At 63.6% G+C, this 21,942-nt stretch carries 25 protein-coding genes and 1 riboswitch; of the genes, 2 read left to right on the forward strand and 23 right to left on the reverse strand.

All coding sequences use genetic code 11. The features are described from left to right. Positions 1 to 34 precede the first annotated feature (34 nt). On the reverse strand, positions 35 to 964 hold the full coding sequence (locus J3A71_RS22865) for a LysR family transcriptional regulator (RefSeq protein ID WP_016485291.1): 930 nt from the start codon (positions 962 to 964) through the stop codon (positions 35 to 37). A gap of 115 nt (positions 965 to 1,079) precedes the next feature. On the opposite strand from J3A71_RS22865, the gene J3A71_RS22870 reads away from it, so the two are divergent. Beyond that, entirely contained in the window at positions 1,080 to 1,340 is a 261-nt protein-coding gene (locus J3A71_RS22870; protein ID WP_016485290.1) for a DUF2798 domain-containing protein, read from the forward strand. Here J3A71_RS22870 and J3A71_RS22875 read toward each other — a convergent pair. From J3A71_RS22875 to J3A71_RS31535, 17 genes are all read right to left on the reverse strand, one after another. Then, positions 1,321 to 1,509 carry a hypothetical protein gene (locus J3A71_RS22875; protein ID WP_172901727.1) on the reverse strand — a complete coding sequence of 63 codons (189 nt, stop codon included), beginning with the start codon at positions 1,507 to 1,509 and terminating at the stop codon, positions 1,321 to 1,323. The genes J3A71_RS22870 and J3A71_RS22875 overlap by 20 nt on opposite strands. Positions 1,510 to 2,121: 612 nt before the next feature. After that, positions 2,122 to 2,673 (reverse strand): glutathione peroxidase, encoded by a 552-nt coding sequence (locus tag J3A71_RS22880; protein WP_096425713.1) that lies wholly within the window; start codon positions 2,671 to 2,673, stop codon positions 2,122 to 2,124. 46 nt (positions 2,674 to 2,719) lie between these two features. Continuing rightward, positions 2,720 to 2,842, reverse strand: coding sequence for a hypothetical protein (locus J3A71_RS31715; protein ID WP_016485287.1), 123 nt, complete (start codon positions 2,840 to 2,842; stop codon positions 2,720 to 2,722). Next, the gene (locus tag J3A71_RS22885) at positions 2,839 to 4,032 is read right to left on the reverse strand and encodes an MFS transporter (RefSeq protein ID WP_172901759.1); all 1,194 of its coding nucleotides are present in this window, start codon (positions 4,030 to 4,032) and stop codon (positions 2,839 to 2,841) included. Before J3A71_RS22885 ends, J3A71_RS31715 begins: the two co-directional genes overlap by 4 nt. A 73-nt stretch (positions 4,033 to 4,105) precedes the next feature. Beyond that, the gene (locus J3A71_RS22890) at positions 4,106 to 4,510 is read right to left on the reverse strand and encodes a MarR family winged helix-turn-helix transcriptional regulator (RefSeq protein ID WP_209953315.1); all 405 of its coding nucleotides are present in this window, start codon (positions 4,508 to 4,510) and stop codon (positions 4,106 to 4,108) included. A 61-nt stretch (positions 4,511 to 4,571) separates the two neighbouring features. Next, positions 4,572 to 5,687: a cellulase family glycosylhydrolase gene (locus J3A71_RS22895; protein WP_096426939.1), complete on the reverse strand. Its 1,116-nt coding sequence runs from the start codon at positions 5,685 to 5,687 to the stop codon at positions 4,572 to 4,574. 277 nt (positions 5,688 to 5,964) lie between these two features. Then, entirely contained in the window at positions 5,965 to 6,687 is a 723-nt protein-coding gene (locus tag J3A71_RS22900) for an adenosylcobinamide-GDP ribazoletransferase (protein ID WP_060519921.1), read from the reverse strand. A 1-nt stretch (position 6,688) separates the two neighbouring features. Continuing rightward, positions 6,689 to 7,255: an alpha-ribazole phosphatase family protein gene (gene cobC, locus J3A71_RS22905; protein ID WP_070087016.1), complete on the reverse strand. Its 567-nt coding sequence runs from the start codon at positions 7,253 to 7,255 to the stop codon at positions 6,689 to 6,691. After that, positions 7,252 to 8,307 carry a nicotinate-nucleotide--dimethylbenzimidazole phosphoribosyltransferase gene (cobT, locus tag J3A71_RS22910; RefSeq protein ID WP_096425711.1) on the reverse strand — a complete coding sequence of 352 codons (1,056 nt, stop codon included), beginning with the start codon at positions 8,305 to 8,307 and terminating at the stop codon, positions 7,252 to 7,254. Before cobT ends, cobC begins: the two co-directional genes overlap by 4 nt. After that, the gene (gene cobU / locus J3A71_RS22915) at positions 8,304 to 8,825 is read right to left on the reverse strand and encodes a bifunctional adenosylcobinamide kinase/adenosylcobinamide-phosphate guanylyltransferase (RefSeq protein ID WP_016485280.1); all 522 of its coding nucleotides are present in this window, start codon (positions 8,823 to 8,825) and stop codon (positions 8,304 to 8,306) included. Before cobU ends, cobT begins: the two co-directional genes overlap by 4 nt. Position 8,826: 1 nt before the next feature. Then, positions 8,827 to 10,281, reverse strand: a complete 1,455-nt coding sequence (locus tag J3A71_RS22920) for a cobyric acid synthase (RefSeq protein WP_016485279.1) — start codon at positions 10,279 to 10,281, stop codon at positions 8,827 to 8,829. Further along, positions 10,278 to 11,270 carry a threonine-phosphate decarboxylase CobD gene (cobD, locus tag J3A71_RS22925; protein ID WP_145913272.1) on the reverse strand — a complete coding sequence of 331 codons (993 nt, stop codon included), beginning with the start codon at positions 11,268 to 11,270 and terminating at the stop codon, positions 10,278 to 10,280. The genes J3A71_RS22920 and cobD overlap by 4 nt, the downstream gene beginning before the upstream one ends. Next, the gene (gene cbiB, locus J3A71_RS22930; RefSeq protein WP_209953317.1) at positions 11,263 to 12,171 is read right to left on the reverse strand and encodes an adenosylcobinamide-phosphate synthase CbiB; all 909 of its coding nucleotides are present in this window, start codon (positions 12,169 to 12,171) and stop codon (positions 11,263 to 11,265) included. Before cbiB ends, cobD begins: the two co-directional genes overlap by 8 nt. Next, complete coding sequence (gene bluB / locus J3A71_RS22935) at positions 12,168 to 12,818, reverse strand: 5,6-dimethylbenzimidazole synthase (RefSeq protein ID WP_060519930.1); 651 nt, start codon at positions 12,816 to 12,818, stop codon at positions 12,168 to 12,170. Before bluB ends, cbiB begins: the two co-directional genes overlap by 4 nt. Continuing rightward, complete coding sequence (locus J3A71_RS22940; RefSeq protein ID WP_016485275.1) at positions 12,815 to 14,110, reverse strand: cobyrinate a,c-diamide synthase; 1,296 nt, start codon at positions 14,108 to 14,110, stop codon at positions 12,815 to 12,817. Before J3A71_RS22940 ends, bluB begins: the two co-directional genes overlap by 4 nt. Then, positions 14,107 to 14,718 (reverse strand): cob(I)yrinic acid a,c-diamide adenosyltransferase, encoded by a 612-nt coding sequence (gene cobO / locus J3A71_RS22945; protein ID WP_060519934.1) that lies wholly within the window; start codon positions 14,716 to 14,718, stop codon positions 14,107 to 14,109. The genes J3A71_RS22940 and cobO overlap by 4 nt, the downstream gene beginning before the upstream one ends. A gap of 118 nt (positions 14,719 to 14,836) precedes the next feature. Beyond that, a riboswitch (cobalamin riboswitch) is annotated at positions 14,837 to 15,058 on the reverse strand. A 22-nt stretch (positions 15,059 to 15,080) separates the two neighbouring features. Beyond that, positions 15,081 to 15,281 (reverse strand): hypothetical protein, encoded by a 201-nt coding sequence (locus J3A71_RS31535; protein WP_245353444.1) that lies wholly within the window; start codon positions 15,279 to 15,281, stop codon positions 15,081 to 15,083. 691 nt (positions 15,282 to 15,972) lie between these two features. Here J3A71_RS31535 and J3A71_RS22955 point away from each other — a divergent pair. Then, entirely contained in the window at positions 15,973 to 17,280 is a 1,308-nt protein-coding gene (locus tag J3A71_RS22955; RefSeq protein ID WP_191087341.1) for a sorbosone dehydrogenase family protein, read from the forward strand. Positions 17,281 to 17,337: 57 nt separating this feature from the next. Here J3A71_RS22955 and J3A71_RS22960 read toward each other — a convergent pair whose 3' ends face one another. The 5 genes from J3A71_RS22960 to J3A71_RS22980 form a co-directional block, all read right to left on the reverse strand. Further along, positions 17,338 to 17,871, reverse strand: a complete 534-nt coding sequence (locus J3A71_RS22960) for a C40 family peptidase (RefSeq protein WP_209953319.1) — start codon at positions 17,869 to 17,871, stop codon at positions 17,338 to 17,340. 139 nt (positions 17,872 to 18,010) lie between these two features. Beyond that, on the reverse strand, positions 18,011 to 18,664 hold the full coding sequence (locus J3A71_RS22965) for an NlpC/P60 family protein (RefSeq protein WP_016485271.1): 654 nt from the start codon (positions 18,662 to 18,664) through the stop codon (positions 18,011 to 18,013). 126 nt (positions 18,665 to 18,790) lie between these two features. Next, positions 18,791 to 19,498, reverse strand: a complete 708-nt coding sequence (hda, locus tag J3A71_RS22970) for a DnaA regulatory inactivator Hda (RefSeq protein ID WP_016485270.1) — start codon at positions 19,496 to 19,498, stop codon at positions 18,791 to 18,793. 252 nt (positions 19,499 to 19,750) lie between these two features. Next, positions 19,751 to 20,824, reverse strand: coding sequence for an AI-2E family transporter (locus tag J3A71_RS22975; protein ID WP_016485269.1), 1,074 nt, complete (start codon positions 20,822 to 20,824; stop codon positions 19,751 to 19,753). Positions 20,825 to 20,836: 12 nt separating this feature from the next. After that, on the reverse strand, positions 20,837 to 21,904 hold the full coding sequence (locus J3A71_RS22980; protein WP_209953320.1) for a DUF2066 domain-containing protein: 1,068 nt from the start codon (positions 21,902 to 21,904) through the stop codon (positions 20,837 to 20,839). Positions 21,905 to 21,942: the final 38 nt, after the last annotated feature.

Consider the following 21,942-nt stretch of genomic DNA (forward strand, 5'->3'; position numbering starts at 1 on the left):
TACCCTCTGAAAAACCGCCCTCGTGGCGGTTTTTTCATGCCTGTACCTGCCAACTGTCCCCCAGGCACTCGCGCAGATAATCCGTGAACACACGCACTTTCGCGGTCATGGCAAAACGGTCGGCCAGGCACAGGTAGATATCCATCGGTTCGGTCTGGGCGTAGGCTTGGCCACTGTCGCTGTACTCGAACAACGGTACCAGTGCACCGCTGGCCAGATGCGGTCGCACAATGAACTCAGCCAGGCGGGTGATGCCGCCATCGTGCAGCGCCATCTGAGTCAGTGCGTCGATGTCGTCGCTGATCAGCACGCTGCCGAACTCCGCTTCAAAACGCAGCCCGTCGCGCATAAAGCCCCAGCGTAAAAACCGCCCATCCACCGGGTAGCGGAACACAAGGCAGCGGTGATCGCGCAATGCCTCGGGCGAACCCGGCACCCCAGCGCTTTGCAAATAACCGGGCGAGGCGCAGCAAATGAACGGGATACGGGCTATGTGCCGAGCCAACAGCTGGTCTTCCAGTTGCGGGGCAATGCGCAGGCTCACATCGACGTCTTCACGGGCGTGGTTTACCCGCCGATCAGTCGTTACCAACTCTATCGAAAGCAGTGGATAGCGGCGACTGAATGCGGGGATGAGTGGCGCCAGCACGTGGCGGCCAAAAGCGGACGTCGAGGCAATGCAAAGACGCCCTTGGGGTTCACTGTCTGGCGTAGTGACGGCCTGCTCGGCCAGAGCCAGGTCACGTTCGATATGCCTGACACGCTCGTAATACTGCGTACCCGCCGGCGTTAGTGCCATGCTGCGGGTGGTACGACTGAGCAGGCGCACCTGCAGATGGCCCTCCAGGCGTGCCAGGTTCTGGCTGACCGCTGCCGGGCTAAGGCCCAGGCTACGGGCGCCGCCGGCGATGCTGCCGGCCTCCACCACTTTGATGAAGCTGCGGATGGCGTTGAGCAGGTCCATGCGTGAGCTCTCGGATTCGTAAGAATCTCTTTATAAAGAACTCAGTAAAGCTGGTCTACAGCTGCGGCCGGGCGGGTTGCTAACCTGCGGCTCCACTCACCTTTCAGGAGTTCACATGAGCAACCTGTCCCAGTCGCGCAGCCGACGCAAATTGCACCCGGGTGCTACGCCTTACGTTTTTGCCTTTTTCATGTCGTCGATCATGGCGCTACTGATGTGCTTCGTGATCACTGCGGCGAATGCCGGGGTTACTGCGCAGTACCTGAGCAATGTGCTGAAGGCCTATCAACTGGCGATGCCTGTGGCGTTCGTTTGTGTGCTGATGGTCAGGCCGGTGGTTGTGCGGTTGGTGGCGATTACGGTGCATGCAAAGTGAAGTAACCCAAAGCCGAGCCCCGGCTCTTGCTCTTGCTCTTGCTCTTGCTCTTGCTCTTGCTCTTGCTCTTGATCTTGATCTTGATCTTGATCTTGATCTTGATCTTGATCTTGATCTTCGCGACTTCAGGAGGCCGAACGCAGGCCTTGCGGAGGGAGGTGACGGGCATGGATGCCCGTCAAGCGCTGGGCCCCAGGATGGGGCCTGCAGCGCGGTCCTCCCGGGAGCGAGGCCGCAGTGAGGGAACCCCGGAGCGCAGCGTAGGGGCCGGATGATGGGAGCGCAGCGTTTTTTGGTTACTTTTTGTCGCGCCTGACAAAAAGTGACTCGCCGTAAGGGCGAAAAGGTGAGTTAGTGTCGCCATCGCAAATGGCCTATGCGCGAGCTAAAAACCAGCACTGTTTCGCTGTTCGCTGTTCGCTGTTCGCGTTCGCGTTCAGGTGTGGGCATCAACAATGAGTCAACATTCATTTTCAAAGGTGGCGCCAAATCACCTTTCCGCCCTTACGGCGGGTCACTTTTTGTCAAACGCGACAAAAAGTAACCAAAAAACGCTGGCTCCCATCATCCGGCCCCTGCGCTGCGCTCCGGGGTCCCCTCGCTCCGGGCTTGCTCCCGGGAGGACCGCGCTGCAGGCCCCATCCTGGGGCCCAGCGCTTGACGGGCATCCATGCCCGTCACCTCCCTCCGCAAGCCCTGCGCTCGGCCTCCTGAAGTCGCAATCTGCGTTGCCTGAACTACCGCGCACTTAGAAGCCAAAGCAAGAGCAAGAGCAGCGAGATTACTGCTGTGAGGAAATGGCCTTCTCGATGGCTGCGCGGAATTCGGGATCATCCGGTTTGGTCAGGCTGGAGAAGTTACCGATCACCTTGCCCTTACGATCGACAACGTACTTGTAGAAATTCCACTTCGGCGCACTGCTCTGGCTCGCCAACTCAGCGAACAGCGGTATCGCATCCTTGCCGCGCACCGCCTGCGTCTTGGTCATGGTGAAGGTAACGCCATAGTTGGCATAGCAAACCTTGGCAGTCTTCTCGCTATCGGTATCTTCCTGCTTGAAATCATTGGATGGCACGCCAAGCATTTCCAGACCTTGCTCGTGATATTCCTTGTAAGTCGACTGAAGCCCCTCGAACTGCGGTGCAAAACCACAATAGCTGGCCGTATTAACCACCACCAAAGGCTTCCCGCCAAAGCGCTGGCACAAGTCGATCTGCCCCTTGCCACGCAATTCCGGCAGGCTGCCTTGCAACAACGCCGGGCAATCGGCAGCCCAACTCGATGTGCTGGCAAGCACGGCCAACAACGGCACTGTCAACCAATGAGCACGCATGATTCGTTTCTCCTGCTAGACAACCCTTGAGCTTGCAGGGTAGCGCCTAACAAACACTCATGCCCAGTTGCATCAACGCCATCCCGCCCCTGTGCCAGCCCCACCACGCCAACACCAGCAGCGCCAGCGCGCCAAAGGCCAGCAACCCCCGGCCCAGGTAGCGCTTCATACAGCCTGGGCCTGCAGGCGCGCCACCGGCCGTTCGCGCACGGGCCAGTTCAGGGCAGCGGCCAGCAAACTGAGCAGGATGGAAATCTGCCAGACCAGGTCATAGCTACCGGTGCGGTCATACACCACCCCGCCCAACCAGCCACCCAGGAACGCACCCAGCTGGTGGAAAAGGAAAACGATACCGCCGAGCATGGACAAGTTACGCACCCCGAACACCGTAGCCACGGTGCCATTGGTCAGCGGGACCGTGGACAACCACAACAGGCCCATGGCAATGCCGAACAGATAGGCACTGAAAGCACTCACCGGCGCCCAGAGGAACAGCACGATCACCACTGCACGCAGCAGGTACAGCCCGGTCAGCAGGCGCGGCTTGGACATGCGCCCGCCCAGCCAGCCAGCGGTGAAAGTACCCACGATATTGAACAGGCCGACCAGCGCCAGCACCGTGGTACCGGTGGTCGCGGCCAGGTGTTGGTCAACCAGGTAGGCCGGCAGATGCACGCCAATGAACACCACCTGGAAACCACACACGAAGAAACCCAGCGCCAGCAACCAGAAGCCCGAATGCGAGCACGCTTCGCGCAGCGCCTGGCCCAGGGTCTGTTCGGTGCCATGGCTGGGCAGCGGGCGGTCGCGCAACAGGCCAACAAAGGGCACGATGAACGCCACCATCAGGCCCAGCACCAGCAACGCTGCGGACCACCCCAGCCACTGGATCAGGCCGAGAGTGCCCGGCAGCATGGCGAACTGGCCAAAGGAACCGGCCGCGCTGGCAATGCCCATGGCCATGCTGCGCTTCTCGGCCGGCACCGCACGCCCGACCACGCCGAGGATGACCGAGAACGATGTGCCGGACAGGCCGATGCCGATCAGCAAACCGGCACTGAGCGACAACGACCAGGCAGAGTCTGCCATGCCCATGAGGATCAAACCGACGGCGTACAGAATGCCGCCGATGATCACTACCCGTGCGGCCCCCATACGGTCGGCCAAGGCACCGGCAAACGGTTGCGCCAGCCCCCAGATCAGGTTCTGCAGGGCAATGGCAAAGGCGAATACCCCACGCCCCCAGCCAAAATCGGCGCTCATCGGCCCCAGAAACAGGCCAAAGCCATGCCGTACCCCCAGAGACAGCGCCAGAATCAAAGCCGCCCCCACCAGTACCCACCCGCTGGTTCGCCACACCGAAGTCATTGTCGTTATCTCCAGCACATCGCAAGGTTTTTACGGGTATATACCCGCTTATGGTCGTATCAATTCAGGCCAATTGGTCCAGCAAACGCACCAGTTCATCCCGCTGCCCGGCGCCCAACCGCTCCACCAGTTCGATCTGGGCTTGTTCCCAGGCTGGGTGCGCGGCATGCAGCAGCTGCGCCCCGGCCGCAGTCAGCACCACCACGCGGTTGCGCTGGTCCTCGCCTTCGGCCAGGGCCACCAGCCCTTCCGCCTCCAGTACCCGCAGGTTACGCCCCAGGGTACTGCGCTCCAGGCCCATGGCTTCGGCCAAGGTGGTGATGCTGGGGCGGTCGAGCCGCTGCAGGTGCCTTAGCAGGGAAAACTGCGCGACATTGACCCCGAAGCCGGCAAGGGCCTCGTCATAATGCCGGCTCACCCCGCGGGCGGCGCGACGCAGATGGGTACAGATGCATTCACTGGTCAGCATGGATACGTGTATATACCCGCGTCATGACTGTTGCAAGAGATTTCACAATGGGTGATGAGTGTCAGTCCGGGTTCAAGCGCTTTCGTATAGGCTCGAACTCAACCGTTGCTGTGCGCGGCAATGGGTCTGGCGTACCTTGCTCGATCGCCTGCCAGTAGCGCCACGGCACCTTCGCCGAACCCAGTTCGTAGTCCATGCCGTCCCAGTTGTCTTCACGGAAGCTATAGAAAGCCCAATGCAACTGATTGCGATCCAGCACGGTGAGTACGTCTTCAAGGTATTGCCGGCAACCCGATAGCCTGCGCATGCAGCCAAACTCGCCTACCACCAGGCGCGACCGCGGCAGGCCCATGGCTTCGGCCCATGCCAACGGCTGGCGCAAGTAGCGTTCAACTCGCGCCCCATCCCATTGCTGGGTTTGCCCGGCAAACGGTGCGGCGCCCGGATAGGCGATGGGGTGCTTGCGCGTCATGTTGGGCGCACTGGTAGCGGCATAGGGCTCGTACATGTGCACGCTGTACAACACTCGCGGGTCTTCCAGGGGAGCAGGCCAGTAGTCGAAGGCGTCTGCGGCAGCAAACCAACCTGCATCGACCATGACCGGTGTGTCAGTGTCCTGCTCGCGAATGGCCGCTATCAGTTGCCGGTACAGCAACGGCAGATCGCGCGCGGTGCCCTGCGCTCGCACATACCACTGCTGCATTTGCCCCGGTTCAGCGTGTTCGGCCAAGCCGCCCAGTTTTTCCGGGGCGGGCTCATTGATCAGGTTGTAGGCGCCAATGGCCGGGTGGCCTTTCAGTTCACGTGCCATGTCTCGCCAGAAGGCCATGGCCTGGGACCAGTAGCGCTTGTCTTGCCACAATCGATCATCGAATTGGCCCTGGTTGTTTTGCGACCAGCGCATACCGGGTAGCGAGAGTGGGGCAATGACCACCTTGAGCCCCGCCTGATGAGCACGGTCAAGGGTGGCGCGCAGCGTAGCCAGGTCGGCGGCGGGCAGGCCTGCATAAGCGTCGGCATTGCCGAGCAGGAAATCACGTTGTACCGGTTGCCATTTGTCGTACGACAGCCGCACCCATGTGGCGCCATACCCCTTCAGGGCATCGAAATAGGCTTGATCGGGTGGCAGCCGGTTGAAGCTGTTACCGCCGTGGCGAGGGGCATCCCAGAACGCCATGAGGTCTGCGGCGGTGGCTGGGAGGTTGGGCAGCATCAACAGAATGGCAAAGATCCAGTTTCGCACGGGAGGCCTACCGGGTCGTATGGGGGGAGGCAGAGGATACGCTGGCAGAGAAGCTGCAGGACTTACCGAACCGTTGCCGGAAGTTACTGCACCCACCCCACAGACAAAGGCACCGATGGCACGGGCTTTGCCCGTGTTCGCAGGCAAGCCAGCTTCCACAGCAGGCCAGTGGCCTTCACAACGCGCCCAGGCTTTTAGATTTCGACCGACTTCAAAGGCCTAGCGCCAATCCAAGCACGACAACCAGTTCGAGCAACTCCAGCATCGCGCCAGCTGTATCCCCGGTAGTTCCACCCAGGCGTCGGCAAATGAGGTGCCGCAACCAGGCAAACATGGCCAGCGCCAGCACTGCCACCCAGCCGCCCAAGACCAGGCAGAACAGCGCACTGCCCAGCAGCACCCACCCGGCTATACGTCGGGGCAAGTGCTCGGCCAACGCCTGGCCCAACCCGCCAGGCCGCACATAGGGTGTACAGAGGAACAGGCCCAACATCGCCGCCCGGCCGATCAAGGGAGCCAGCAGCAACTGCGCCCCGATGCCCTGCTCAACCAACACCCACAAGGCGCAAAACTTCAGCAACAGCACCAGCACCAGGGTGACCACGGCAATCGGCCCGCTACGGGGGTCTTTCATGATCTGCAAGGTGCGCTCACGGTCGCCGAAACCACCCAGCCAGGCGTCGGCACTGTCAGCCAGACCATCCAGGTGCAAGGCGCCACTGAGCAATACCCACAACGTCAGCAGCAATGCCGCATGCAGCGGCGCTGGCGTACCCTGCAGCAGAAGGCTGGCCAGCCACAGCAGCAGCCCGAACAACAGCCCGACCAGCGGGTAGAACAGCAGCGAACGCCCCAGCTCACGCGGTTCCGGCATGCCCGGCAGGCTCACGGGCAAGCTGCTGAGAAACTGCAAGGCGATCCAGAACGGCAACATCTCAGTGTTCCTCGGCCAGTTGACCGTCGCCACCCATCACCAGCCGCACCAGCGCCCCGTGCCCGACTTCAACCTGCAACAACTGCTCCTTCGGCAGGCCTCGCGCCCGGGCCAGCAATAACCGCATCACCCCGCCATGGGTGACCAGCAGCACCCGCTTACCCGCATGCTGGCGGCTCAAACGCTCGACAGCGGCCAGCACCCGCTCGGCGAATGCCTGCACCGGTTCGCCGTTGGGCGGGGTGCAGGCGTAGGGGTCTGCCCAAAAGCGCCCCAGGGCATCCGCCTGGTCTTCCATGATCTGCGCTGCACTACGGCCTTCCCAGTCACCAAAATGCAGCTCTTGCAAACCTGCTTCGCGTTGCACGGTCAAATCCAGCCGCCGACCCAGTTCATCGGCAAAACGCGCACAGCGCTGCAGCGGCGAACTGACCAGCACCTGCCACGGGCCCGCTTCGGCCACGGCGCTGCGCATCTGCGCCCAGCCCTTGTCAGTGAGGGCATCGTCCAGGCTACCGCGCAAGCCGCCCTGTTCCGTTTCGCCGTGGCGCAGCAGGTCGAGGATCATGCCGGGCGGTCCGCCACGGCGGCCTCGGCAAAGGTCGCCATCTGCCCGTGCAGCGCACAGGCCAGGCGCAACAACGGCACGGCCAACGCAGCACCACTGCCCTCGCCCAGGCGCAGGCCCAATGCCAATAGCGGTTCGGCCTGCAACGCATCCAGCAAAGCCTTGTGCCCAGGCTCCGCGCCCTGATGGGCAAACAGCAACCACGCCCGGCACTGCGGGTTGAGGCGCACCGCCACCAGGGCGGCAACGCTACAAATGAAACCGTCCACCAGCACGGCGATGCCCGCCTGCGCGCAGCCGATATAAGCCCCGGCCAATGCCGCGATCTCGAAACCGCCGACACAACCCAGTGCCTGCAATGGATCTGCGGCCTGCAGGCCATGCAGGTTCAGCGCCCGCTCGATGACCTCGGCCTTGTGCCGCACGCCAGCGTTGTCCAGGCCGGTGCCCGGGCCGCTGAGTTCAGCAGGCGGGCAGCCTAGCAGGACGCTGGCCAAGGCCGCAGCGGCCGTGGTGTTGCCAATCCCCATCTCGCCGCCAATGAACAGCTGCGCCCCCTGTTCAGCGGCACGCAGGGCGCTGTCGCGGCCTGCCTGCAAGGCTGCGTGCAACTGCCCCTCGGTCATCGCTGGCTGGCGGGCGAAGTTGGCCGTGCCGGCCCCCAGGCGCAGGTGGCGCACACCGGGCAGTTCCAGATGAGGATCGATGGTGCCAAGGTCGACCACCTCAAGGCTGGCCTGCAGCTGGCGCGCCAGTACGCTGATCGCCGCACCACCGCCGACGAAGTTGCGCAGCATCTGACCGGTCACCGCCTGCGGGTAGGCCGAGATACCTTCTTCGACCACGCCGTGGTCACCCGCGAAAATGCTGATGGCGGCCTGATCCAGGGCTGGCCGTTCACGCCCTTGCAGGCCCGCCAGCTGAACGGCCAGGCCTTCCAGTTGCCCGAGTGAGCCAGCAGGTTTGGTCAGCTGTTGCTGACGGGCACGAGCCTGATCCATGGCGGCGTTGTCGAGAGAATGGCAGGCGTCACGCCACCAGGCTTGAGTCATAGTGCAGCTCCTTTGAGCATTAGGGGCAGGCCGGCTACGGTCAGCACCACGCGCTGGCAGCGTTCGGCCACGGCCTGGTGCAGCCAGCCGGCCAGGTCGACATAGCGCCGGGTCAGCTCGCCCATGGGCACGACGCCCAGGCCAGTTTCGTTGCTGACCAGAATGAGGGTGCCAGGCAACTGCTCCAGGCAGGCCAGCAGGGCGTCACGCTCCTCGGCCAGGCGCTGGTCGTCTTCCAGCATCAGCAGGTTGGTCAGCCACAGGGTCAGGCAGTCCACCAGCAGGCAGCGCCCTTCGGCCGCTTCGGTACGCAGTACTGCCGCCAGGGCCAACGGCTCTTCGATCAGCCCCCAATCGGCGGGGCGGCGCTGACGGTGCAGCGACACGCGCTCACTCATTTCACCATCCAGCGGCTGGCTGGTGGCGATGTAGGTTACCGGCAGGCCACTTGCACTGGCCAGCTGTTCGGCCAGGCGACTCTTCCCGGAACGGGCCCCGCCGAGAATAAGGTTGCGCATGTCAGGCTACCCCACACAGTTGGCGCAAATGCGCCGTGTCCAGGTGTTTTTCCACCAGGTCGGCCAGGCGCTCTATGTCGCGTTCACGCAAGGCTTCGTAATCGATGCTTTGCACCTCCTCCAGGCCAGCCCAACGCAGCAGCGCAGCACACGACTGGCTGCCTTCGAACAGGCCGTGCAGGTAGGTGGCGAGGATCTGGCCATCGGCGCTCACAGCACCCTCGCAGCGGCCATCGGCGAGCTGTACCGCTGGCTGTTCGAGGGCCGGCCCGGTGGTGACGCCAGCGTGAATTTCATAGCCGGCCACCGGCACTGCTTCAAGCTTCAGCGTACCGGCAACGTTGCGCAGTTGCTTCTGGGCCTCCAGCACCGTGGCGTAATCGAGCAGGCCAAGCCCAGCGCTTGAGCCGGGAGCCCCTTCCAGACCCAGCGGGTCATGCACTTCGCGGCCCAGCATCTGCAGGCCGCCGCAGATCCCGATCAGCTTGCCACCGTAACGCAGGTGCCGCTCGATAGCTTTACCCCACCCACGCTCGCGCAGCTGTGCCAGGTCACTGCGTACGCTCTTGGAGCCCGGCAGGATGATCAGGTCTGCAGCCGGGATCGGTTGGCCCGGGCCAATGAACTGCAGGTCCACCTGCGGATGCAGGCGCAACGGGTCGAAGTCGGTATGGTTACTGATGCGCGGCAATACCGGCACAATCACCTTGAGCACGCGCTCGCTTTTGGCGCCTTGGCGCACATCGATGCCGTCTTCGGCCTCCAGGTGCAGGTCGGTGACATAAGGCAGCACCCCCAGCACTGGCTTGCCGGTGCGTTGCTCCAGCCAGTCCAGCCCCGGCTGCAATAAAGCGATATCGCCACGGAAGCGGTTGATGACAAAGCCTTTGACCCGCGCCTGCTCACTGGGCGACAGCAATTCCAGCGTGCCCACCAGGTGGGCGAACACCCCGCCGCGGTTGATGTCGGCAACCAGGATCACCGGGCAGTCCACCGCTTCGGCAAACCCCATGTTGGCGATGTCTCCGGCACGCAGGTTGATCTCCGCTGGCGACCCCGCGCCTTCGACCATGACCACCGGCCAGGCGGCACTCAGGCGCTGGTGCGAAGCCAGCACCGCCTGCATGGCGATGGCTTTGTAGTCGTGGTAAGCCACCGCGTTCATGCTGGTGACCGCACGGCCGTGGATGATCACCTGAGCGCCGGTATCGCTGTTGGGTTTGAGCAACACGGGGTTCATGTCGGTATGGGGTGCCAGCCGGCAAGCCTGCGCCTGCACCGCCTGGGCGCGGCCAATTTCACCGCCGTCGGCAGTTACCGCGCTGTTCAGTGCCATGTTCTGTGGCTTGAACGGCACCACGCCAACGCCTTGGCGCAACAGCCAGCGGCACAGGGCAGTTACCAGCGTGCTCTTGCCAGCGTCGGAGGTGGTGCCTTGCACCATGAGGGTGGTCATGCCGATTCCTTTTGAAAGTCCGCCAGGGCCTGGGCGAGGCGCTGTTCGTCCGCCGCACATTCAGGCAGCCCCAGGCGCACGGCCGGTGGGTGTTCGAACAAGCGCACCAGGATGCCGCGGCGGGCAAGAAAGTCATGCAACTGCACGGCGCGCTCGCTGCGCACGTACTGGAACAGGTCACAGCCGCCGCTGGGGGCAAGGCCGGTGCTGGACAGCATTGTTGCCAAGCGCTGGCTGGCGGCAGCGCAACGTTCAATCTGCACGCGCTGGGCAGGCTTGTCGGCCAGGCTTGCCTGGGCCAGCACCCGGGTTGGCCCGTTGACCGTCCACGGGCCAAGCAGCTCGGCCAGGCGCAGCAACAGGCTGCGCTCGGCGGCGACGAAGCCCAGGCGTACCCCGGCCAGCCCAAAGAACTTGCCGAATGATCGCAGCACGATCAGCCCCGGGAGGTCGGCGCAATCGACCACGCCATCCGCCGGGGTGTTGTCCATGAACGCTTCGTCGACCAACAGCCAGCCACCGCGTGCAGCCAGGCGCGCGTGCCAGCCCAGCAGGCGCTCACGCGGTACCCGCTGCCCGGTCGGGTTATTGGGGTTGACCAGCACCAGCACGTCGAGGCTGTCGAGCATCGCCTCGACCTGCGTTTCATCCAGCTCGACCAGATGATGGCCCGCCCGATGCCAGGCATACGGGTGTTCGGCATAGCACGGCGACAGCACCCCTACCCGGCCAGCCGCACGCAGCAGCGGCAAAGCCTGGATCGCCGCCTGGGAACCCGCCACCGGCAGCAGCTCGCGGGCGCCGTAATACCCGCGTGCCGCCGCCTCCAGGCCGTCTTCGGTCTCAGGCAGGCGAGCCCAGGCATCTGTAGGTATCGGCGGGATCGGGAACGGCCAGGGCGCGATGCCGCTGGACAGGTCGAGCCACTGCTCGCGAGGGATACCGTAATGTTGCACCGCACGCAGCAGGCGGCCACCGTGTTCAAGCATTGATGTAAGCCCCCAGGCAGATCAACAACAGCCACAGCCACACGCCGCGCTGCACCAGGCTCCAGCCACGCTCGATGGCATCGGCGTCAGCCATCGGCCCTTCGCCCAGGCGTGGCCGCTCATGCAGTTCGCCGTGGTAAACAGCCGGGCCGCCCAGCGCTACACCGAGTGCTCCGGCACCGGCGGCCATCACCGGTCCGGCGTTGGGGCTGTCCCACAGCGGGCCCTGCTTGCGCCAGCAAGCCAGCGCCAGGCGGGTCTTGCCCAGCAGTGCGTAAGTCAGCGCCACCAGCCTTGCGGGAATATAGTTGAGCACATCATCAATGCGCGCCGCGCACCAGCCGAAGCGCTCGAAGCGTTCGTTGCGATACCCCCACATGGCATCCAGGGTGTTGCTCAGGCGGTACAGCACCACGCCCGGCGCGCCGGCCACCACAAACCAGAACAGCGCGGCGAACACCGCGTCACTGCCGTTTTCCAGTACCGACTCGGTGGCTGCGCGGGCCACGGCGGGCTCGTCCAGCTCCCGGGCTTCGCGGCTGACCAGGTAGCCGACGCGGCGCCGGGCTTCCTCCAGGTCGCCCTGGCGCAAGGCGTTGGCCACCGGCAGCACATGTTCGCCCAAACTGCGCAGGCCCAGGGCGCAGTACAGCGCCAGCACATCCACCAGCCAGCCGATGTACGGCAGCCAGGACAGGATCAGCGCCACCAGGGTCAGCGGCACCACCGCCAGAAACCACGCACTCACGCCGTGGCTGCGCCAGCCGCGGCCACCTGCATTCAGGCGGCGCTCCAGGTTACCGGCCATATTGCCGAAGGCCACCAGCGGGTGGCGCCGCTGCGGTTCGCCCAGCAAGGCATCCAGGGCCACCCCGGCCATGGTCAGCAAGGCCACGCTCATTGGCGCTCTCCCCATTGGTTTTCGTACAACATGTCACTCAAAGGCCGTTCTTCGGCCCAGTTTTCCAGCACCAGCATGGGTGCAGGGTAAAATTCGGTCACGGGTCCCAGGCACAGCACCGCCACCGGTTTGGCCCCTTCCGGCATACCCAGCAGTGCTGCCAGCGCCAGAGGGTCGAACAGCGACACCCAGCCCATGCCCAGCCCTTCGCCACGGGCCGCCAGCCACAGGTTCTGAATGGCGCAGGCCAGCGAGGCCAGGTCCATCTCCGGCAGGGTGCGACGGCCGAAGATGTGCGGCTCGCGGTTGTCCATCAAGGCCGCTACCAGCAGCTCGGCACAGTCATTGATGCCTTCTACCTTCAGCTTCATGAAGTCATCAGCCCGCTCGCCCAATGCCTCGGCAGTGCGCAGACGCTCCGCCTCCACCAAGGCCTGGATGCGGGTACGCAGGTCGCGCTGGGTGATGCGAATGAAACGCCAGGGCTGCATCAAACCGACGCTAGGCGCCTGGTGTGCGGCGGCCAGCAAGCGGCCCAGCAGTGCTGGCGCAACCTGGCCACCGGCAAAATGGCGCATGTCGCGACGCTCACCGATAGCCCGATAGATCGCAGCGCGTTCGGCGGCGCTGTAGGCGTGTTCGCTCATGGTCGCAACAGCGCCGCCGCCGCATCAGGGTTGGAGGGGAAGTAGAAGTGCACGTAAGAGGCCGTCAGCCGACCCAGGCGATACACCGCTTCGTTGCCCCGCCCGCCGTTGGGGCTGAGGCCTCGGGCGATCGGCTCCAGCGGCGTGCTGGTTAGCGAGTGGTGATAGGTATGGCCGCGCAGGGTACCTTCCGGCAGCTCCACCGCCTGCAAGGCCAGGGCCGCCAGGCGCTTTTGCATGGTCGCCTCGCCTGGTAGCAGGCCGAGCAGTTCGGCACGCTCGCCGGCGACGTCAGTCAGGGCATCGAGCAGGTACAGCATGCCGCCACATTCAGCCAGCAACGGCTTGCCCTGAGCATGATGGGCGCGGATTGCCTCGCTCATAGGCGCATTGGCAGCCAGGGCGTGGTGATGCAGTTCGGGATAGCCACCCGGGAGGTACAGGCTGTCCACCACTGGCAGTTCACGGTCGTGCAGCGGCGAGAAGAATTCCAGCTGCGCGCCCAGGCTGCGCAGCAGCTCAAGGTTGGCACCATAGGTGAACGCGAACGCTTCGTCTCGCGCCACACCAATGCGCACACCGTCCAGCGAGGCAGCACGCACCTGCGGCTCGGGGCCGACAAAGGTCACCGGCGGAGGCATGGCGGCGTCGCAGCTGGCGGCAAGCGCCTCGGCGGCGGCATCTAGGCGGGTATCCAGGTCGTTCAGCTCGCTGGCCTGAACCAGCCCAAGATGACGGCTGGGCAATTCAATGCCGCGCTCACGGGACAAGCCGCCATACCAGCGCAGGCCCTCGGTCAGGCTACCTTCGAGCAGCTGCGCGTGGCGCAGGCTGCCCACGCGGTTGGCCAGTACGCCGGCGAACGGCAGGTCGGCCTGGTAACGCGCCAGGCCCAGGGCCAGGGCGCCGAAGGTCTGGGCCATGGCCGTACCGTCGATCACAGCCAGCACCGGCACGCCGAAGTGGCGCGCCAGGTCAGCACTGGACGGGGTGCCGTCGAACAATCCCATGACCCCTTCGATCAGGATCAGGTCGGCCTCGCCGGCGGCTTCCCACAGCAGGCGGCGGCTTTCCTCGGCTCCGATCATCCACAAATCCAGCTGGTACACCGGCGCGCCACTGGCCCGCTCGAGAATCATCGGGTCCAGAAAGTCGGGGCCACACTTGAACACCCTCACCTTGCGCCCGAGGTTGCGGTGCAGGCGGGCCAAAGCAGCAGTGACGGTGGTCTTGCCCTGGCCAGAGGCCGGTGCCGCGATCAACACCGCGGGGCAGTGGCGCGATTGACTCACAGCTCGACGCCCTTCTGTGCACGGATACCGGCCTGGAAGGCGTGCTTGAGCATGCCCATCTCGGTCACGGTATCGGCCAATTCGATCATCTCGGGCTTTGCAGCGCGGCCAGTCACGATCACGTGCTGCATGGGCGGACGGGCCTGGATGTCGGACAGGACCTGGTCCAGGTCGAGGTAGCCATGCTTGAGGGCGATATTCAGCTCATCCAGCACTACGAACTGCACACTTGGATCCTGCAGCAACTGCCGCGACACCGCCCAGGCGGCTTCGGCGGCAGCGATGTCACGCTGGCGGTCCTGGGTTTCCCAGGTAAAGCCCTCACCCATCACGTGATAGCGAACCTGCTCGGGGAAGCGGCGGAAAAACAGCTCTTCGCCGGTGCTGTTACGGCCTTTGATGAACTGCACCACTCCACACTGCATGCCATGGCCCAGGGCGCGGGCGAGCATGCCGAAGGCAGAGCTGCTCTTGCCTTTGCCATTGCCGGTCAGCACCAGCAGCAAGCCGCATTCGTTGGGGGAATTGGCGATGCGTTCGTCGATGACCGCCTTCTTGCGCTGCATGCGCGCCAGGTGACGTTCGTCGCGTTCGGTGGCTTCGCTCATCAGGGTTCTCCGCAGGCTGGCACCACGGCACGCGTGGCGACAGGGAATAGGCAGGCAGACGGAGAGCGCGCAGGGGCCATGGCAGGGCGCCACGGTGCACCGCGCATCACCCTCCGTGATGCCGTTGACAGTTTCAGGCCGGTCTCCGGGCTTGTGAGCGGGCCTTGGCCCAAACCTGCGCGCCTTCCCGGATGCTGGCATCCAGTGGCCCTGCGCGGCCTTCTACTCACCTACCGTTGCGGGGGCAGCGCCGGAATCGCGCCATGCTGGCGCCCACCGGCTTCCCAGTTTCACCCTGCCCAGTCGGGGCTGGCAGGGCACCTGAAACACGCCGCGAAGGTTAGAGGGTTGCACCGGGAGCGTCAATCGAAGTGGTTGCTGCAGCAACGTAAGCTTTTGATCTTGATCTTGATCTTGATCTTGCTCTTGCTCTTGCTCTTGCTCTTGCTCTTGCTCTTGCTCTTGCTCTTGCTCTTGCTCTTGCTCTTGATCTTGATCTTGATCTTGATCTTCGCGACTTCAGGAGGCCGAACGCAGGCCTTGCGGAGGGAGGTGACGGGCATGGATGCCCGTCAAGCGCTGGGCCCCAGGATGGGGCCTACAGCGCGGTCCTCCCGGGAGCGAGGCCGGAGTGAGGGAACCCCGGAGCGCAGCGTAGGGGCCGGATGATGGGAGCGCAGCGTTTTTTGGTTACTTTTTGTCGCGTCTGACAAAAAGTGACTCGCCGTAAGGGCGAAAAGGTGAGTTAGTGTCGCTATCGCAAATGGCCTATGCGCGAGCTAAAAACCAGCACTGTTTCGCTGTTCGGTCTTGCTGTTCGCTGTTCGCTGTTCGCGTTCAGGTGTGAGCATCAACAATGAGTCAACATTCATTTTCAAAGGTGGCGCCAAATCACCTTTCCGCCCTTACGGCGGGTCACTTTTTGTCAAACGCGACAAAAAGTAACCAAAAAACGCTGGCTCCCATCATCCGGCCCCTGCGCTGCGCTCCGGGGTCCCCTCGCTCCGGGCTTGCTCCCGGGAGGACCGCGCTGCAGGCCCCATCCTGGGGCCCAGCGCTTGACGGGCATCCATGCCCGTCACCTCCCTACGCAAGCCCTGCGCTCGGCCTCCTGAAGTCGCAATCTGCGTTGCCTGAGCTACCGCGCGCTTAGAAGCCAAAGCAAGAGCAAGAGCAAGAGCAAGCAAACCAAGGGGAACCTGCCGAACCCAGCCGGCCTCTCAATTCAACAGGCTTCTTTAGAGGACGCCGCACATGAAATGCCTGATGCCTTGGTTAATCGCAGCCAGCCTGGCAGGCTGCGGCGAAACAGCCCTGTTGAGCGTAAACGACGGCAGCGGGCCAAACCCCCGCCTCCCCACCCCCGTCACAACACTGATCCCCACCGTAAATATCGCCCCTGCAGTGGGCTGGCCAAAGGGCAGCAAGCCGACCTCGGCACCAGGCACCCAGGTCAAAGCCTTCGCCAGCGGCCTCGACCACCCGCGCTGGCTCTACTTGCTGCCCAACGGCGATGTACTGGTGGCAGAGACCAACGCGCCACCCAAGCCCGAAGATGGCAAGGGCATTCGCGGCTGGGCCATGGACAAGGCGATGAAACGCGCCGGCGCGACCGTACCCAGCGCCAACCGTATAACCCTGCTGCGCGATGCCGACCATGACGGGGTGGCAGAAACTCGCACCCCTTTCATCGAAGGGCTCAACTCACCCTTCGGCATGACCCTGGTGGGCAAGGACTTGTACGTGGCCGACACCGACAGGCTGCTGCGCTTTCACTATGAACCGGGCGCCATGCAGATAACCGATAAAGGCCACCCGGTGACCGCGCTGCCCGGCGGGCCGCTGAACCATCACTGGACCAAGAACGTGATCGCAAGCCCCGATGGCAAGAAGCTTTATGTGACGGTTGGCTCGAACAGCAACATCGGGGAAAACGGTATGCAGAAGGAGCAAGGCCGCGCCGCTATCTGGGAAGTGGACCCCGCAAGCGGCAAGCACCGGCTGTTCGCCACCGGCCTGCGCAACCCCAACGGCCTGGCCTGGGAGCCACACAGCAACGTCTTGTGGACAGCAGTCAATGAACGTGACGAAATCGGCAGCGACCTGGTGCCTGATTACATCACCTCGGTAAAAGACGGCGGCTTCTATGGCTGGCCATACAGCTACTACGGGCAGCATGTAGATCACCGGGTACATCCACAGGCCCCGCAAAAGGTGGCCCAGGCCCTGGCGCCAGACTATGCGGTCGGCCCGCATACCGCATCCCTGGGGCTGGCATTCACCGAGCCTGGTGTACTGCCGCCGCCTTTCGATCAGGGGGCATTGGTCGGCCAGCACGGGTCGTGGAACCGTAAACCACACAGCGGCTACAAAGTGCTGTTCGTACCCTTCGACCGCTCAGGCAAACCTGCCGGCCGCCCCATCGACCTGCTCACGGGGTTTCTCGACCAAGAGGGCAAGGCGATGGGGCGTCCGGTGGGCGTGATCAACGATGGGCAACGCGGTGTATTGGTGGCCGACGATGTCGGCAATGTGATCTGGCGGGTGAGCAAAGCACCTTGAAACCGGGCGGCCTGTATCAGCCCCGTTGAACGGGGCCGCTGCTACAGGCGTTGATCATCAGGGGTTCTGCGCCAGATGCCCTTGCGGAATCACACGCTTGGCTTGAAGGTAAGCCTTGGCCCAATAGCTGTTGGACAGATAGTCCAGGCGCACCGTGCCACCCGTGGAAGGCGCATGCACAAAACGCCCTTCCCCTACATAAATGCCAGCATGACTGACTTGCGAACCGCCACTGGTGGCAAAGAACACCAGGTCGCCGGATTGCAGTGCCTTGGCATCCACCGTAGGTGCACGCATGACGATCATCTCCCGCGTTGAACGCGGCAAGCTGATACCGGCCGCGTCACGGTAGACGTATTTGATCAAACCACTGCAGTCGAAGCCGGAGTCCGGGGTGTTGCCGCCCCAGCGATAGGGCGTGCCCACCAGGCCAATGGCGCGGATCAATACGTCATCGGCAATCGGCGAAGGGCTTGGCTGGCTGTAAGTAACCTGCGGCGTAACCACAGGGGCCGGCGCAGGCGCACGGCTGGAGCAGGCAGCAAGCAATGCTGCCAGGGAGAAAAATGCAAAGCGCGCCATCTTTATCATGGCCAGAACATCCTGTCTGAGACCGCTGCGCTGCAGCCGAAAAGAGTTGAGAATTTAGATTAGACGCTTTCTGTAAATGCGCACGGCGGCGAGCTTTTTTCAAAGCATCGCCGCCGCAGCAGGATATATCATTTTGCTATCAGTTGCGCGCGATGTTGGTCGGCGCCATGGCCAAGGCACGCTTGGCTTCAATGAAGGTCTTGCTCCAGTAGCGGTCACCGAGGCTGTCGATGCGAACGCCACCGCTGCGGCGGCTGCTGGAGTGGATGAACTGGTTGTCACCCAGGTAGATCCCGGCATGGCTCACACGACCGCGGCCGTTGGTGCTGAAGAACAGCAGGTCACCTGGCTTGAGCTTGTTGCGGGCCACTTTCGGGGCATCGACGTTGATCATTTCACGCGTGGAACGCGGCAGGGTCATGCCCGCTTCTTCGCGGAACAGATAGCCGATGAAACCGCTGCAGTCGAAACCGGACTTTTCCGAGGTACCACCGAAGCGGTAGCGGGTGCCGATCAACGACATGCCGCGCTCGAGAATGCTGTCCGCCAGTACCGGCAACTGGTAAGGCTTGCTGTTGCTGGAGAAAGCCTCCAGGTCATCTTCAGTGGCCAGCTCTTCCGGTTCGCCGAATACCGACGAAGGCGAGGCCTTGGCCTTGATTGCCGATTGTGCGGCGATCGGGGTGTGATCCTGGGGCTGCAGCGCTGAATGAGAAGCTGGGCCTTGGGCCGCGCAGCCAAAAAGCAGGGTCACGAGTGCGAGTGGCACGAGGGGTGCGAAGCGCTTTAGCATGGGCACGACCGTGTCTGTAATCCTTTAGAGGGGGAAACTATGCCCTCTATCATGGCCATTTGCAAATTTTATCGAAAAAGATGTGACTTTTCTGTTTTGCCGCTCTGGCCCAGCGTTTTCAGGGGGTTACCAGCCCAGGGTTTCCTTGAGAAACGGGATGGTCAGCTTGCGTTGTGCCTGCAGCGAGGCCTGGTCGAGGCGTTCGAGCAGGTCGAACAGCGCACTCATGCTGCGCGCACCGCGGGTGAGAATGAAGTGGCCGACTTCGTCGGTAAGGTGCAGGCCGCGGCGCGAAGCACGCAACTGCAGCGCACGCAGCTTGTCTTCATCGGACAAGCCACGCATCTGAAACACCAGCGCCAGGGTCAGCCGCGACTTTAGGTCCGGCAGCTTGATCGGCAGCTCCCGTGGCGATGCCGAGGCGGCCAGCAACAGGCGACGGCCACTGTCGCGCAGGCGGTTGAACAGGTGGAACATGGCCTCTTCCCAGTCTGCCTTGCCGGCGATCACATGCAGGTCGTCGATGCACACGAGCTCGTACTGGGCCAGGTAGTCGAGCACCTCCACACCCCGATCGAGCAGTTGCGCCAATGGCAGGTAGACAGCGGGCTCGCCGCGTTGCTGGAAACGGTGGGTGGCGGCCTGCAACAGGTGGCTACGGCCAACACCCTGCTTGCCCCACAGATAGATAAGGCTCTCGGTCCAGCCGGCGTCGGCTTCGCATAGCCGCTCGACGTAACCCAATGCCGCAGCATTGGCGCCCGGATAGTAGTTGATGAAGGTGGCGTCATCGCGCAGGCGCACACCCAGGGGCAACTGGATCGGTGGTTTCATGCTCGCGGGCGGTCGGCAGGACCGCAGGGGGCCTTTGGTGAACAATCTGCAAAGTCTATACCCGCAACGCGGGGCGCACAATCACGGCAATGGATAGCACAAGCAAAATCAACAAGTTGCGCTATTTTGCCGCTGACATCGATCCCTGTGGGAGCGGGCGCGTGCGCGAACACCGGCAAAGCCGGTGCCATGCACCGTGTCACATGCTTGGCGGGCATGCCCGCTCCCACAGGTTTGGCACAGACCTGTCCCTCACAGCTCCGGGTCAATGTCCCCGGCGTACATGTCCGATTCTTTGTACAGGTCATGGGCATGGCGCAGCAGCACCATGATCACCGCCGCCACCGGCAGGGCCAGCAGCACCCCGGTAAAGCCGAACAGCTCACCACCGGCAAGAATGGCAAAGATCACCGCCACCGGGTGCAGCCCGATACGATCGCCTACCAGCAGCGGGGTCAGCACCATGCCTTCCAGCGCCTGCCCGACCATGAACACCGCAACGATACCCAGCATCGGGTACAGATCACCACCAAACTGGAACAGGCCGGCCACCAGCGCGGCACCAATGCCGATGATGAAGCCCATGTAAGGCACGATGGCCGCAAGGCCCGCAAGCATGCCGATCAGCAGGCCGAGTTCAAGCCCCACCAGCATGAGCCCGGCTGAATAGATGATGCCCAAAGCCACCATCACCATGAGTTGCCCGCGCACGAATGCCCCCAGCACTTCATGGCATTCGCCAGCCAGGCCCACTACTTGCGGTTCACGCTGGCGCGGTAGCAGGCCGCGCAGCTTGCCCATCATCAGGTCCCAATCGCGCAACAGATAAAAACCCACCACAGGGATCAGCACCATGTTCGCCAGCCAGGCCATCAATGCCAGGCTCGAGGCAGTGGCCTGAGACAACAGCATGCCAACGATATCGGTGGTCTGCCCCATGTGCGCGCCGATGGCGGCCTTGATCTTGTCGAACTTCCAGAAACCATCGGCCAGGCCCAGGCGACCCTGCACCCAAGGCAGCGCCACCTGTTCGAGCCAATCGAGCATCTGCGGCGCCAGTTCGTACAGGCGCACCAGCTGCTTGGCAAGCATCGGCACCAGCACCAACAACAGGGCGAGCATCAGCAGGGTGAACAGGCTGAACACCACCACAACGCCCCAGGTGCGCGACAGGCCCAAGCGCTCGAGGCGGTCAACCAGCGGGTCGGCCAGGTAGGCCAGCAGGATGCCTACCAGGAACGGCGTAAGGATATTGTGCAAGCTATAAAGCAGCACAGCGATCAGCAGAGCAACACCCAGCCAGATCCAGCGACGAACATCGGTCACGGTATGCTCCTCTTACCAGCGAAAACGCAGGCCGTCGAACGGCTTGGGCGCAGGTGTGGCCGGCGCGGGTTGCTCACCCGTTGCACTCGCAGACGGGGCTGGTGCGGGGGGCATTGCGGGCGCCTGGTCGGCAGGCAGTTCCTGCAACTTGGCCAGGCCAAGCTGGGCACGCAATTGCTCGCGGTTGCCGGTCACGCCATAGGTCAGGGTGGTGCCTTCGGCCATCTGCAGGCGCGGGCCGTAAGGCTCAAGCACACGGGCAAGCTCGGCATAACGCTGCAGGCTCATCCCCTGCACTTGCACCTGCATCTGGCTGCTGGCGCCCGGACGGGCGACATAACGTGGCGCCAGACGGCTGCTTACCGCCAACATCACCGCATCGGCCAGGGCTGCCGGGTCGGCCCCCTCGGCCGTGCCCTGCTCACGCTGGTCGCCCAGCCACAACTGCCACTTGCCCTGCCACTTTCCGTCGGCTTCCTGGGCATGTACCGCCAGCAAGGCGTCGGCGCCGTAGCGTTCAGAGGCCTCGCGCAGTGGGGCCGGGTCGCTGCCTTCGATCTGCTTGGCATTGGCCACCAGTTGCTCCTGCAGGTCGGCCAGTGGCAGGCGCAGCGGCAGACCACGGTGCTGGGCGGCACGACGCAAAGGCTGGGCGCTGGCCTGACCATCACCGACCAGGCTACTGCCTTCGACGCTGTCATTCAGCCACCAGCCGAGAATCGATGGCCGATTGCTACCCCACAGCGCGAGGCCGGCCTTGCGCAGGGTGCGCTCGGTACTACCCGGGTCGAACTCGACCAGCACAGACTCGGGCGGGCCGGCTTCGCTGCCGACCTGGTTGATGATTTGCTGCGGATCCTTGCGCAGGCCGGCCAACGCCGGGCTCTGCGCTGCCTTTGGGTCGCCGGTCAGGCGCAGCACCAGCGTGTCGAGGGCTTTTGCGGTGGCAGCGGTACGGGCTTCGGCGCCCTGCCCGGTGACCGGCTCGCGCACCTGATAAAGGCCGGAAACATTTTCAGCCAAGGCAGTGGCCGAGATCAGGGCCAGGCAACCGGTTGCCAGAATATTGAACAAACGCATGGAGGATTCCTGTCCAGTTACCGCAATGTCTATACCTT

The sequence above is a fragment of the Pseudomonas sp. PvP089 genome, assembly GCF_017875165.1.
Taxonomy (GTDB): Bacteria; Pseudomonadota; Gammaproteobacteria; order Pseudomonadales; family Pseudomonadaceae; genus Aquipseudomonas; species Aquipseudomonas fortuita.

Bases quoted from the DNA above. Each gene is read 5' to 3' on its own strand.
- J3A71_RS22875 (WP_172901727.1), bottom strand. From the start codon at position 1,509: ATGCCCGTCACCTCCCTCCGCAAGGCCTGCGTTCGGCCTCCTGAAGTC.
- cobD (WP_145913272.1), bottom strand. From the start codon at position 11,270: ATGCTTGAACACGGTGGCCGCCTGCTGCGTGCGGTGCAACATTACGGT.
- J3A71_RS22880 (WP_096425713.1), bottom strand. From the start codon at position 2,673: ATGCGTGCTCATTGGTTGACAGTGCCGTTGTTGGCCGTGCTTGCCAGC.
- J3A71_RS22900 (WP_060519921.1), bottom strand. From the start codon at position 6,687: ATGTTGCCGTTCTGGATCGCCTTGCAGTTTCTCAGCAGCTTGCCCGTG.
- J3A71_RS22955 (WP_191087341.1), top strand. From the start codon at position 15,973: ATGAAATGCCTGATGCCTTGGTTAATCGCAGCCAGCCTGGCAGGCTGC.
- cobT (WP_096425711.1), bottom strand. From the start codon at position 8,307: ATGACTCAAGCCTGGTGGCGTGACGCCTGCCATTCTCTCGACAACGCC.
- cobC (WP_070087016.1), bottom strand. From the start codon at position 7,255: ATGATCCTCGACCTGCTGCGCCACGGCGAAACGGAACAGGGCGGCTTG.
- J3A71_RS22980 (WP_209953320.1), bottom strand. From the start codon at position 21,904: ATGCGTTTGTTCAATATTCTGGCAACCGGTTGCCTGGCCCTGATCTCG.
- J3A71_RS22965 (WP_016485271.1), bottom strand. From the start codon at position 18,664: ATGCTAAAGCGCTTCGCACCCCTCGTGCCACTCGCACTCGTGACCCTG.
- cobU (WP_016485280.1), bottom strand. From the start codon at position 8,825: ATGCGCAACCTTATTCTCGGCGGGGCCCGTTCCGGGAAGAGTCGCCTG.
- J3A71_RS31535 (WP_245353444.1), bottom strand. From the start codon at position 15,281: ATGCCCGTCACCTCCCTCCGCAAGGCCTGCGTTCGGCCTCCTGAAGTC.
- J3A71_RS22870 (WP_016485290.1), top strand. From the start codon at position 1,080: ATGAGCAACCTGTCCCAGTCGCGCAGCCGACGCAAATTGCACCCGGGT.
- J3A71_RS22920 (WP_016485279.1), bottom strand. From the start codon at position 10,281: ATGACCACCCTCATGGTGCAAGGCACCACCTCCGACGCTGGCAAGAGC.
- J3A71_RS31715 (WP_016485287.1), bottom strand. From the start codon at position 2,842: ATGAAGCGCTACCTGGGCCGGGGGTTGCTGGCCTTTGGCGCGCTGGCG.
- hda (WP_016485270.1), bottom strand. From the start codon at position 19,498: ATGAAACCACCGATCCAGTTGCCCCTGGGTGTGCGCCTGCGCGATGAC.
- cbiB (WP_209953317.1), bottom strand. From the start codon at position 12,171: ATGAGCGTGGCCTTGCTGACCATGGCCGGGGTGGCCCTGGATGCCTTG.
- J3A71_RS22865 (WP_016485291.1), bottom strand. From the start codon at position 964: ATGGACCTGCTCAACGCCATCCGCAGCTTCATCAAAGTGGTGGAGGCC.
- bluB (WP_060519930.1), bottom strand. From the start codon at position 12,818: ATGAGCGAACACGCCTACAGCGCCGCCGAACGCGCTGCGATCTATCGG.
- J3A71_RS22890 (WP_209953315.1), bottom strand. From the start codon at position 4,510: ATGCTGACCAGTGAATGCATCTGTACCCATCTGCGTCGCGCCGCCCGC.
- cobO (WP_060519934.1), bottom strand. From the start codon at position 14,718: ATGAGCGAAGCCACCGAACGCGACGAACGTCACCTGGCGCGCATGCAG.
- J3A71_RS22960 (WP_209953319.1), bottom strand. From the start codon at position 17,871: ATGATAAAGATGGCGCGCTTTGCATTTTTCTCCCTGGCAGCATTGCTT.
- J3A71_RS22895 (WP_096426939.1), bottom strand. From the start codon at position 5,687: ATGGCGTTCTGGGATGCCCCTCGCCACGGCGGTAACAGCTTCAACCGG.